This is a genomic window from Pseudomonas sp. FP818 (genome assembly GCF_030687335.1).
In the GTDB taxonomy this organism is placed as follows: domain Bacteria; phylum Pseudomonadota; class Gammaproteobacteria; order Pseudomonadales; family Pseudomonadaceae; genus Aquipseudomonas; species Aquipseudomonas shahriarae.
Map to the genome: position 1 here is coordinate 1,969,161 of NZ_CP117427.1, position 11,516 is coordinate 1,980,676.

Annotated in this window: 12 protein-coding genes; 6 read left to right on the forward strand and 6 right to left on the reverse strand. The window is 59.8% G+C overall.

Going from position 1 to position 11,516, the window contains the following annotated elements:
- Positions 1–85: 85 nt before the first annotated feature.
- The 3 genes from PSH80_RS09080 to PSH80_RS09090 all read left to right on the forward strand — a co-directional run bounded on the left by PSH80_RS09080 (position 86) and on the right by PSH80_RS09090 (position 2,120).
- The gene (locus PSH80_RS09080; protein ID WP_057958916.1) at positions 86–364 is read left to right on the forward strand and encodes a hypothetical protein; all 279 of its coding nucleotides are present in this window, start codon (positions 86–88) and stop codon (positions 362–364) included.
- 95 nt (positions 365–459) lie between these two features.
- Positions 460–1,221, forward strand: a complete 762-nt coding sequence (locus PSH80_RS09085) for a CHAD domain-containing protein (protein ID WP_057958917.1) — start codon at positions 460–462, stop codon at positions 1,219–1,221.
- 101 nt (positions 1,222–1,322) lie between these two features.
- Positions 1,323–2,120 (forward strand): acyl-CoA thioesterase II, encoded by a 798-nt coding sequence (locus PSH80_RS09090; RefSeq protein WP_057958918.1) that lies wholly within the window; start codon positions 1,323–1,325, stop codon positions 2,118–2,120.
- Positions 2,121–2,127: 7 nt separating this feature from the next.
- On the opposite strand, the gene PSH80_RS09095 is transcribed toward PSH80_RS09090, so the two are convergent.
- The 3 genes from PSH80_RS09095 to PSH80_RS09105 all read right to left on the reverse strand — a co-directional run bounded on the left by PSH80_RS09095 (position 2,128) and on the right by PSH80_RS09105 (position 5,016).
- Complete coding sequence (locus tag PSH80_RS09095; protein ID WP_057439198.1) at positions 2,128–2,490, reverse strand: Mpo1-like protein; 363 nt, start codon at positions 2,488–2,490, stop codon at positions 2,128–2,130.
- 141 nt (positions 2,491–2,631) lie between these two features.
- Positions 2,632–4,113, reverse strand: coding sequence for a methyl-accepting chemotaxis protein (locus PSH80_RS09100; protein ID WP_057958919.1), 1,482 nt, complete (start codon positions 4,111–4,113; stop codon positions 2,632–2,634).
- A 96-nt stretch (positions 4,114–4,209) separates the two neighbouring features.
- Entirely contained in the window at positions 4,210–5,016 is an 807-nt protein-coding gene (locus tag PSH80_RS09105) for a TatD family hydrolase (RefSeq protein ID WP_200656581.1), read from the reverse strand.
- Between the two features lie 235 nt (positions 5,017–5,251).
- Here PSH80_RS09105 and PSH80_RS09110 point away from each other — a divergent pair, with 235 nt between their 5' ends.
- The 3 genes from PSH80_RS09110 (at position 5,252) to PSH80_RS09120 (ending at position 7,768) form a co-directional block, all read left to right on the forward strand.
- The gene (locus tag PSH80_RS09110; protein WP_057439196.1) at positions 5,252–6,673 is read left to right on the forward strand and encodes a transglycosylase SLT domain-containing protein; all 1,422 of its coding nucleotides are present in this window, start codon (positions 5,252–5,254) and stop codon (positions 6,671–6,673) included.
- Positions 6,674–6,777: 104 nt separating this feature from the next.
- Positions 6,778–7,212 carry a DoxX family protein gene (locus PSH80_RS09115; protein ID WP_057439195.1) on the forward strand — a complete coding sequence of 145 codons (435 nt, stop codon included), beginning with the start codon at positions 6,778–6,780 and terminating at the stop codon, positions 7,210–7,212.
- Positions 7,213–7,459: 247 nt separating this feature from the next.
- On the forward strand, positions 7,460–7,768 hold the full coding sequence (locus tag PSH80_RS09120) for a hypothetical protein (protein WP_057439194.1): 309 nt from the start codon (positions 7,460–7,462) through the stop codon (positions 7,766–7,768).
- A gap of 21 nt (positions 7,769–7,789) precedes the next feature.
- On the opposite strand, the gene PSH80_RS09125 is transcribed toward PSH80_RS09120, so the two are convergent.
- From PSH80_RS09125 to PSH80_RS09135, 3 genes are read right to left on the reverse strand one after another with little or no spacing between them, the layout of a single operon-like run.
- Positions 7,790–9,583 carry a Gldg family protein gene (locus tag PSH80_RS09125; protein WP_305419948.1) on the reverse strand — a complete coding sequence of 598 codons (1,794 nt, stop codon included), beginning with the start codon at positions 9,581–9,583 and terminating at the stop codon, positions 7,790–7,792.
- Between the two features lie 14 nt (positions 9,584–9,597).
- Positions 9,598–10,323, reverse strand: coding sequence for an ABC transporter permease (locus tag PSH80_RS09130; RefSeq protein WP_057439193.1), 726 nt, complete (start codon positions 10,321–10,323; stop codon positions 9,598–9,600).
- Positions 10,320–11,246 (reverse strand): ABC transporter ATP-binding protein, encoded by a 927-nt coding sequence (locus PSH80_RS09135; RefSeq protein WP_115129376.1) that lies wholly within the window; start codon positions 11,244–11,246, stop codon positions 10,320–10,322. Before PSH80_RS09135 ends, PSH80_RS09130 begins: the two co-directional genes overlap by 4 nt.
- Positions 11,247–11,516 lie beyond the last annotated feature (270 nt).

An 11,516-nucleotide genomic window follows, 5' to 3' on the forward strand; every position in this document is an offset into this window, starting at 1 on the left:
GCATTTCAGGCTGTGTGATAAGGCACTTTTCGATGTAGGCAACGTCTACATCCCACGACTGTTTTCTTTTCTTGAGGTGTCATTGATGAAAGCCTGGATGTGTTTGCCTGTGATTGTGTTGGCCCTGGCCGGTTGTGCCGGCAAAACGGCCTATCGCGATAGCTGCGGCAGCCAGCTGGATGCCGCGTGGCACGAGCTGGACCTGGCCAAGGCCGAAGGTTTTGCCGGTACGGTCAGCTATTCCAAGGCCCTGTCGTTGCTGACTGGCGCCAAGACCCAGCAGCAATTCGAAGCGTTCGAAGGCTGTGCCAGCAAAGCGCAAAAAGCCCGTTTCTATATTCGTGAGTCGCGCGCGGGCCGTTGATCCGCGTCAGCGTAACGCGTTGTTGGAGTGGTTAAGGTGGTCCCAGGCGCCTGTTTTGTGCGGGTGTATGGCGGTTGTTTGACAGGGGAAACAGCATGTCGGCGTTGGTGGATCAGTTAGTCGCCCAGGTCATCGGCCTGGAAGTCGGATTGTTGAGTTGTCAGGCGCGCCTGGCGGCGGTGACCGACGACGAGGCGCTGCACGACCTGCGCACCACCGTGCGCCGCCTGCGCAGCCTGTTGCGCCCTTTGCGCGGGCTGCCCGGCGTCGAGCAATTGGAGGCCGCCGCCAGCGCGGTCGGCCAATTGACCACGCCACTGCGCGACCGCGAAGTGCTGGCGGCCTACCTGCAGCAACATGGCCATCACGAAGCGGCGGCCCGGCGTCTGCGCCAGCAGCCGCAGACTTATCGGCAGGTGGCCCAGAGCGCGGAATTGGCGCAGCTGTTGCAGATCATGGCCGCCTTTCCGCGATTTATCCGCGCCTCCCAGCATCAAAAACTACTCAAGCGCCTGCGCGCCCGTATCGAAAAACGCCTGGGCAAACAATGGCAGGCTCTCGAGGTGGCGTTGCACGATCCCGACCACGACCGCCATCGCCTGCGTTTGTTGATCAAGCGCGTGCGCTACGCGGCCGAGGCCTACCCGCAATTGGGCCAGGTACCGGCCAAGGCCATGTCCCGTCTCAAGTCCGCCCAAGGCGCCCTGGGCGATTGGCACGACTGCTGGCAATGGTTGGCGCAAGCCAGGCTCCAGGCAGACTTGCAACCTTGCGTTGCAGTCTGGCATCGGACCATGGCCGAAGCTGAAGGCAAAGCCGATCGGGTACTCGACAAGCTGGCGGCGGATTGTTTCTGAGCCTGCGGCTTATCTGTCTGGGTATTTGGCCGGAATAAGTGCTGTACCGGGCTGACGCGCTGGTTAAGATCGCTCATCGGTTTTCTTGATGTGAGGTCGCCATGCGCTTTAGTGATTTGCTCGACGCTGCCCGTAACAACCCGTTGGACGTGTCTATTCCGGCCGAGTGGGCCCAGGGTCGCGCCACGTTTGGCGGGCTGGTTGCCGCCTTGCAATACGAAGCGTTGCGCGCCCAGGTGCCGGCTGATCGCCCATTGCGTTCGTTGGCCGTGACGTTTGTCGGGCCCGTGGCGCCCGACGTCTCCGCCCGTTATCAAGTCGAAGTACTGCGCGAAGGCAAGGCCGTCAGCCAGTTGCTGGGGCGGGTGGTGCAGGACGGTGAAGTGATGACCCTGGCCCAGGCCAGCTTCGGCGCATCGCGACCTTCAGAGATCGACGTGCCGGCCTTGCCCGCGCCGACTTTCAAACATTGGGACGAGTGCCAGGAACTGCCCTATATCAAAGGCGTGACGCCTGAGTTCATGCGCCACTTGGCGATGCGCTGGAGCGTCGGTGGCTTGCCGTTCACCGGCAATAAATCCCGGGAAATGGGTGGCTGGGTGCGCTTGCGGGGGGATGTGAAAGAAGAGCCTTTGACCGAAGCCCATATCCTCGCGCTGGTGGATGCCTGGCCGCCGGCGCTCTTACCGCACCTGAAGAGGCCGGCACCCGGCAGCACGCTGACCTGGACCATCGAATTCATCCAGCCCCTGGCACAGTTGACGACCCTGGACTGGTGCCAGTACCACGTCCATATCGAGCATGCCCGTGACGGTTACGGTCATGCTGCCGCGATGTTGTGGGGGCCTGACGGCCAGTTGATCGCTATCAGCCGCCAGACGGTGGTGGTCTTCGCCTGACCCGGCCTCAGTGGCGGTGGCGCTGACGCCAGGCGTGCCACCAGCCACCGCTGAGGACAAAACGCGGAAAGGTCACGAACTGCTCGACCACCAGGCGCTGCACTGCATCTTTACGATCACTGAACGGCTCGCTGGCCTGGGCTTCCAGGCTATGACCGTGGCGTTGCAGCGCCAGGCCGGCGAGTACGCCGACCACACCGATGGCGAAACTGGCCAGGCTCAGGCTGAACACGCCGGACACAATCAGCAGAAACCCGACGATGAACAGCGGCACGGCAATCAGGTGCAGCACCAGGTTGGTCGGGTGCTGATGGTTCTGCGGGTAGGCGCGCCATTGCCAGGCAGGGAGATTGGGGTGACGTTTGCCCATGATGATAAATCCTCTGTCCATTGAAACTCGATGGACAGAGTTTAGGTCGGGCGGGCAGGGGCGGCGAATTGGGGTTGGCTATGGGGGTTATAGCGTTTTGATCGATCCGCCAGCGGCAGGCGCTGGCTGATCGGTCAAACGTCACAGTTTGAGTTGGCCGATGGCCTTGCTCAACTCGCCGGCCAGGGTTGCCAGTTCATTGCTGGTGGTCGCCGAATCCACGGTCTGTTGCACGGTGTTTTCCGTGACATCGCGAATACTCACCACCGCGCGGTTCATCTCCTCGGCCACATGGCTCTGCTGCTCGGCAGCCACCGCAATCTGCGTGTTGCTCTCGCGCATCTGCGCCACGGCGCTGGTGATTTCGGCCAGTGAAGCGCCGGCTTCCTGGGCCTGTTGCACACAGTCGTCAGCCTTGAACGAGCTTTCCTGCATAAAGTCCACCGCATCCCGGGTGCCGGCCTGCAGGGCCGAGACCATGCGGGTGATTTCATCGGTGGAGCTTTGCACGCGCTTGGCCAGGTTGCGCACTTCGTCGGCCACCACCGCAAAGCCGCGCCCCATTTCCCCGGCGCGGGCCGCTTCGATGGCGGCGTTGAGGGCCAGCAGGTTGGTCTGTTCGGCAATGCTGTGGATCACGCCGACCACGCCATTGATTTTCTGGCTGTCCTCGGCCAGCTTCTGGATCATTTCTGCGGTTTGCTGCACACCGGTGGACAACCCGGCAATCGAGCGCTGAACCCGGGTTACCACTTCCTGACCGCTGCCGGCCAAGGTGTCGGCGGTCTGGGACAAATCGCGAGTGGCACCGGCATGCTGGGCGATGTGATACACGGTGGCGGTCATTTCATTGATCGCGGTCGCCGCCTGATCGGTCTCGCTTTGCTGGCCGAGCATGCCGTGCTGCACCTCATTCATGCTGCTGGCCAGGCGTGCCGCGCCGTCATCCAACAGTTTGGCGGTGCGCGCTACCGTACTGACCACCCGCTGGTAGCCGGCCTGCATGGCGTTGAAGGCACTGGCCATCTGCCCGACCTCGTCCTTGCACGCCAGGGGCACGCGGGCCGAGAGGTCGCCGGTTTTCTCAACGTGCAGCATCACGTCTTTCAAGGTGTTGAGTTGGGCGAGCAAAAAGCGGATCAACAGTTGCGAGGCACAGAGCATGGCGAGCATCAGGATCAGCACCGCCACCGCGTAGTTGGTAAAGCGCTCGGTAAACACCTGGCTCAGGCTCGGCGCATAGGCCAGCACGGCGACTTGTTGGCCACCGGCGCGGGAGATGACTTCGGCGCCCTGCAACGGGTTTTCGCCGAACAGCGGCATATGATTGAACTCGACCCAACCGTTGGCTTCGCTCAGGGCTGACAGGTCCTGGTCCGCCAACTCGGGCGCCTGGCCCCGGGCAAACGCCAGCCAGTGCTCGCCCTGGGGCAGCGGCTGCCCGGCCGGCCAGGCGCTGAGCAAGCGGCCCTGGGCTTGTGCCGAGGCTTGGGCGGCATGGCTGCGGGCCTGTTGTTCAAGCTGCACGGCATACAGCACCAGCAGCAGGGTGGTGATGAAAGCGACCGCATTCACGGCCCAGAATTTGTACTTCAGCGAGATATTGCTAAGCCAGGCACCCATGGAAGGTTTTCTCTGATAGCGGAAACAGTATTGGCAAGGTGCCAGTATTGTGCCGCTATCCGGAAAAGGGGTGTTGATATGGGTCAATGCACCGCGTCAATCCGGCACAGGCAGGCCGAAAAACGCACGGGCGCAGGCGGTGCTGTGCTGGGCCAGGTCTTTCAGGCTTTCTTCTCGGTGCAGGGCCACTTCGCGCAAGACTTCCGGCAGATAGGCCGGCTCATTGCGCCCGTTCTTCGGTTTGGGGCGCAGGGTGCGTGGCAGCAGGTAGGGCGCATCGCTTTCCAGCATCAAGCGGCCCCGGGGGATTTCCCTGACCAGTGGGTGCAGGTGCGTGCCACGCCGTTCGTCACAGATCCAGCCGGTGATGCCGATATGCAGGTCCAGATCGAGATAACTGAACAGCGCGCGTTGTTCGCCGGTGAAGCAGTGCACCACGGCGGCGGGCAGTTGATCGCGGTAATCGCGCAGGATCTCCAGCAGGCGCTGGTTGGCGTCCCGTTCGTGGAGAAACACTGGCAGTTGCAATTCGACGGCCAGTGCCAGGTGGGCTTCGAGGACTTTTTCCTGCTGGGGGCGGGGCGAAAAGTCCCGGTTGAAGTCCAGCCCGCATTCCCCCACGGCACGTACCCGCTCCTGGCTGAGCAGGTCACGCAGTTGCCGGGCACTGTCGGCGTTCCAATCGCTGGCGCTATGGGGGTGGATACCGGCGGTGGAGAACAGCCGTCGGGCGCCTTGGTCCCAACGCTGGCACAGCTCCAGGGCCTGTTCGCTGCCTTGCACGCTGGTGCCGGTGACGACCAATTGGCCCACGCCGGCAGCATAGGCGCGGTCGAGCACGGCCTGGTGTTTGTCGTCGAAACTGGAGTTGGTCAGGTTGACGCCAATATCAATGAGTTGCATGGTGCTATCTCCGCCTGCGGCCGGAAAGTCTATCAGAGCTGTAGATTTATAAGAAAAACCAAGAACTACAACGAGTTATCGCTGTCTTTGAACGTCGCAAGTTACACTGTGGTTGGCCGAAGGCCTGCTGCTGTGCCACCCTTGCGCCCAAAGTCTGCGCCTCTGGCGCTCTGTTTCTGTCCCCCAATGCGGCGTTTTTCGCGGTGCATGGGGCCTTGTTCTTTCCGGAGAGCGGATGATCCGACCCTCGGCATTGCTCATGGTGTGCCTGACGCTGCTGCTGCCCACGGCGGCGGTTGCGCGCCTGGACGGGCCGCTGGAAGTGACCAAGTCGGGCAAAGTCCGTGACCTGGCAGAAATCCGCAGCAGCCGCACCTTGCGGGTGCTGGTCAACCAGAGCCGCAACAGCTCCGGTGAAGTCCAGGGCCAGTCGATTGGCGTTGAGTACCACCGCCTGCGCGCCTTCGAACACTACCTCAACGGCCGCGCCCGCGACGGCCAGGAAATCAACCTGAAGATCATTCCCAAGGCCAAGGATCAGTTGCTGGGGGCGTTGGCCCGTGGCGAAGGTGACCTGGTGGCGCCCGGCGAACTGCTGGATACGACGGGGGCGCACAAGATCAGCAGCAGTGATCCGATTGCCAGCGACGTGCCGCTATGGCTGGTGGGCCTCAAGGGCGAGCGGCGGTTTACCCGGCTGGAGCAGTTGTCTGGGCGCACCCTGGCCCTGACCACGGGCAGCGCAGCGGGGGAGGCGGTCAACCAGATCAATCAGAAGCTGGCACTGCGCAAGCTGCCGCCGGTCAAGGTGGAATGGGTGGACCCCAGCCTGGCGGTGGAAGATGTGCTGGAGATGGTCCAGGCGGGGATCTTCCACCTGACCATTGTCGAGCGGCCGATTGCGGAGCGCTGGTCAAAGATCCTGCCCAAGCTGCGTTTCGACAAGCAAGTGGCGATCAGCGAGCCGGGCGAGGAGTACTGGTTCGTGCGCCAGGATGCCTCGATGCTGCGGGCGAGCATCGACCGCTTCCTGAAAACCTACAAGACTCCGTCGGACCAGGACGTGGCCTTCCAGCGCATCTATCGTCGTCTCTATCAGGTGCGCTACCCCTTGGCGCGGGCTGATCGCCAGCGCCTGGAGAAACTGCGCCCGGTCCTGCAGAAACACGCCCGGGAACAAGGCATGGACTGGCTGAACCTGGCGGCCCTGGCCTTCAAGGAATCGTCCCTCAACCCCGCCGCGAAAAGCGGCAGCGGGCCGACGGGATTGATGCAGATCACCCCTTCAGCGGCCCAGCGGGTGGGGGTCAACAATATCCAGACCCTGGACAGCAATGTGCAGGCAGGGGCGCGTTACCTGGCATTGATTCGCCGCAAGTTCTTCGCCAGCCCCAAGCTGAACGAGCGCGAGCGTATGGCGTTCGTCCTGGCGGCCTACAACATGGGGCCGGAGCGGGTGCAGGGCATGCGTGCCGAGGCGCGCCGCCGGGGTTTGAACCCTAATCAGTGGTTCTTCCAGGTCGAGCGCATCGCCATGGAGCAGGTCGGAATGGGCGGCGTCAGCTATGTTAATAGCGTGAACAAGTACTACTTGGCCTTTGATCGGGAACGGGACTCCCTGGAGCCGGTGACGTCCAAGATCGTCTCACGCAAATAATCTAATTATTAGATATTGATTAGCGCTTTTTTCGGCTTTTATCATTATCTAAACTGATTAATATAGCGGCCAACCAACCCCCTTCATCGAAAAGGATTAGCAATATGAGCCCAATGATCAAAAACCTCCTGTCCACCCGTGCCGGCTATGGCCTGACCGTCCTGCGGATTTTTGTCGGTATCATTTTTGCCGCCCACGGTTCGCAAAAACTCTTTGGCTGGTTTGGCGGCGGCGGCCTGGCGGGCACGGCGCAGTGGATGGAGAGCATCGGCCTGGCCCCGGGTACCCTGATGGCATTGTTGTCGGGCGGTACTGAGTTCTTCGCCGGCCTGGCGCTGATCATTGGCCTGCTGGCACGCCCGGCGGCGCTGGGGTTGACCATCGTCTCGCTGGTGGCGATTTTCTCGGTGCATATCAGCAACGGTTTGTTCATGGCCAACAACGGCTATGAGTTCGCCCTGGCACTGCTGGGCGGCACAGTGGCGGTGCTGTTTGAAGGTGCTGGCAAGCTGTCTGCCGACCGTGCCATCGCCAACTGATCGCGCAGCTCACCTGTTAAAGGCCCGCCCCGCGCGGGCCTTTTTCGTTGTACGGGATTCTTGACACTGCCCCACCGGCTTCTCTAGGATGCTGCATGCGCCGATTTAAACAGCTAATTGCGGGGCGCCACAGGGACTCGCTGCAGTCCCGACAGAAGCCTGCTCCAGGTTTCGAAATACCGCTAAAGCGCTGGTTCGGTGTTGCCTCTCACCTGCCCGCAGACTTTTGAGGCAGAGACACGACACGATGAATGCACTACGACCTCTTGTACGCCTGGCCCCGATCACTGCGGGCCTGACTCAACGCAATCCGAAAATTCTCCTTGGCGGCAAGCACCAGCCGACGTTGCTGCGTTACCTGGATGGCTGGCCCCGGCGGACTGGCCGACCTTCGGCGTTCCTGATCCAGTTTGTCGAAGATGGCGAGTCCCTGGCGCGCTTTGCCACAAACAGCTTTGACCTGGCGGTAATCCAGGCGCCGAACGCTGAGGATGCCAACGAGTTTATTCACCACCTGACCCGCGTGGCGCGCCAGGGTTTGATTACCCGGCGTTAATCGAGGCTGAGAGAACCACGTTCAGTAGAACGCTGCGGCAGGTGGATGTTGGCGACGGCGACGTGAGATAAAGATCCCCAGGCCCAGCAGGCTCACTATCAGTGGCACGGTGATCGTCGTGAGCACCACCACAGCGAGTTCCAACCGGCGGACGCTCTTGTAGGCTTCTTTTTCCAGGGTGTGAAGCTCCATGCGTAATCGCAGGCGTTCTTTGTTTAGCGCTTGCAACAGCGTATTTGAAGAGATGGCCTGAGTCTCCAGCATGGAGGGCGGCGTGTTCAGCAACCGCCATTCCTTTTCCGTCTGGGCCAGCCGTTGCTCCAGCAGGGCAGCCTTTTTTCGGTAGGATTGCGCGGCCTCGTGGCGCAGCCTGTCCAGCAACCCGGGCTGTTGCCGGTCGCTTGCACGAGGGCTGATAGCACTCAGGGTGTCGGGCGCCGCCAGGTTATCCAATGTATTCAAGACAAACCGGGCATTGCCCGGGCGCTGCGCTTTTTGTCCGTTGGCATTGCGTGCGGCCAGCCAGACGCGGTCGCTGAGCATGTCAATATCAGCGACCACCACCACATGGATATTGGTCGCCTTTTGCAGTGTGGCCTTCTGGCCATTGCTGCCGTCAGGGAATGCGGAGTAGGCGGGCCCTTCGATACGGGCTGCGATCACATTCGGCCGGCCACGACTGACGGCCTCGCCAATCATGGAGGCGAATTCGTCCGGTTGAGTGAAGCGTACCCCATCGAACGTACTGGCCTGCCCGGAACTCTGGAGCAGCGGGGTGAATGTGGTGCGGCTTTTTTTCAGCGGCACGAGTGTGCCTGGATTCAACAGTGTCACGCTGTCAACGCCCCAGGTGCTGACGTCCTGTTGCGCCATCGCTTCTCGGGGCAGGGTGAGCGCCCCGGGATGACGTACGGGCGGCTGGCCGCTGGTCACGACCACCGGGGTTGCATAGAGGTTGTCCGCCAATACCTTATTCGCCGGCATCTGCACGCCCCAGGCGGCGAGCAGGGTTTGCAGGCCGGTGGTGTCGGCGGTTGAGTCCTGATCGTTCAAGGGGTCGACAAACATCATCAGCTTTCCCCCTGCCAGGACAAATTGGTCAATGGCAAAAAGTGCCTGTTCCGGCAGCCTAGAGGGCTGGACCACCATCAGGGTCTTGATGTGAGCGGGGATGCGCGAGGTGTCGCTGCCCAGGGTCATCAGATTGAACTGGCTGCGTATTTCCTTGAATAACTGCCACGGCGGCGTGGCTTCCTGGGTGCGTCCATTCAGGTTGCCGTCCATGGCTAATCCGTAGATCAGGCCGATGGTGGGTTGCTCCTCGCGGGCGACGTTGTGGATCAGGCGACTGATCTCATATTCCAGGAAACTCGCCTGGGCGGGGTCGAATCGTTCGATTTTCTGCGGCTCATGGTTGGCGCGGGTGCCGATGAGTCCAAACAGTCCTTGTTGGCTATCCAGGCCCAGTAACTCAGCCTTGTACTCGTCCTCTGAAAAGGGGGCAGGATCAATCAGGTGCAGCGTAACGTTGCCTTTCGACGCACTTTCATAGGCCTTGAGCAACAGGGCAATGTACTCGCCATGGTTGTTCAGGGCGTCACTTTTGCGGGGATGGCTGCCATTGAAAAAATACAAATCCATGGGGGTTTCAAGTGCCGCGAGCAGGGCGTCGGTCGAAGGTGACAGGGTGTGGATTTTTTTCTCTGAAAGGTCCAGTCGATAGTTGGGCAGTTTCAGTACCCATACCAGATTGAAGGCGAGAAAAAGCAGGGCGATGACGCTCAACGTCACGCCGAAGTTTATAAGGTTCCTCATGGGGATTTCCTTTCTCAGCCTTTTCTGAAGTTTAAAGTTAGGGTGGTTGCGGTGAGGAAAGCGATGATCATGCTTATGAAGTACGACGTGTCATGCAGGGTCAGGAGGCCACTGTCTATCGCGCTGAACCGTACCCGCGGGTTGAGTGAAATCAAGCTGTCGATCACCCAGATAGGGGCCTGATGGGTCAGCATGTCCAGCACTGACGATAAAGTGCTGGTGAGCAATAATAATGCGAGTGTGATGCCGAAAATAATCAGGCGATTATAGGCCACTACACAGACAAGGCAGGAGAATGAGAGATAAGCGCCTGCCAGTAACCAACTCCCTATGAATTGGCCGAGAATGGTTGAGTTGTCCGCCATGGCCAGATAGTTAATGATGATGACCAGTGGGAAGTCCAAGGCTAGCGTGAGTGCGCAAACGGTCCAAGCGGCCAGGAACTTGCCCAATGTCAGTTCGAGGGCTGAGACCGGCAAGGTATTTGTAAAGGAGCGTGCATTTTCGTTGTGCTCATCCGACCAGAGCAGTGTGGAAATAAATGGAATGAAAAAAAGATAAAGCCAGGGGTGAAACTGGAAGAAGGCGTGAAGATCTGTCGGATTTCCGTTTAAGAAGTTTCCTACATAAAAACCTAGTGTGGTGTTAGTGATCAGAAACATAGCGACGCCAAAATAGGTGGCCGGGCTCGACAAGTAGTTGTTGAGTTGCCGTTTGAATATCACGGGTAGACGTTTCAATTGGGTGCCTCCTGGCTCAAGTGGTGGATGACGTCGCTCAGGCGTCCCGGCTCAAGGCTCAAGGTATTGATCTTCCAGCGACGGTTGGCGACCAGGGCATTGATGTGGGGATAGATGACCTGCCCTGGCATCGCGAGTACCGTCACGCTGCCGTAGGCGTGCCGGTCTTCTTCGATGCCAGCCACCCCCGGAAGCACGGCCAGCGCCAATAGGTCCAGGGGGGTATCGGCGGCCAGGGTGATTGCCTGGTAATGGCGCGAGCTACGCTGCAACTCGGTGACAGGGGCGTCGGCGAGCAACCGGCCCTCGGCCAGGACCAGCGCCCGTTGGCAGATGCAGGAGAATTCCTCCGGGTTGCGCGAGGCGACAATGACCGTCATGTCTTCGGTCAACGACTGGATGAGGGTGCCGACCTTCTGTTTTTGCAGGGTGTCCAGGCCCTCTGTGGGTTCATCGAGCAGCAGCAGTTTGGGGTCATGCAAGATGGCCTGGGCCAGCGCGACTTTGCGCCGGTGCCCTGGGGGAAGGGCTGCGACAGGTGAGTCAAGTACTCGCCAAAGTTCCAGGCGGGTGATGGCGCGGTCAACCATCTTGCGCTTTTCCAGGCCACGAAGTCCGCGAACTTCGGCCATGAAACCCAGAAAGCTTTTTACCTTCATATTGCCGTGGCTGAGGGCGAATTCAGGCTGGTAGCCTATTATTTTTTTTGCCCTTATCGGATGGGTCGCGATATCTATGTCATGTATTTTTATATTGCCGGAAGTTGCGGGAGTTGCGCCTGAGAGCAATTTGAGTAGTGTGCTTTTGCCAGCGCCATCGTGTCCGAACAACCCCAGGCATTCCCCAGGGCGGACACTGAATGTCATATTGTCGATGGCAATCGCTCGTCCCGTTTTTTTTGTTAGATTGGTTATTTCGATCATTAGGCTTTTCTGCTTGGTTGTTTGCCGGGGCATGCTGAATATGCAGGGGGCTCAATAAGCCTGTGTGTTCAGGTTGAGAATTGCCGAGGGTGGAAAATGAAAAGTATTGATCAAGTGTTTCAGGTGCGGCTTTGTTAAAAAATGGTACGTTCAATAGGGGCGCTTGGAAACGCTAAAGCGCTTGAATAAGGTAAGTCCTACATGTGCCTCAATCACTCGCTGAAACAATTGCGTTGTTTTTGCAGGATTGTTGATTTTGATTTGAAAAAT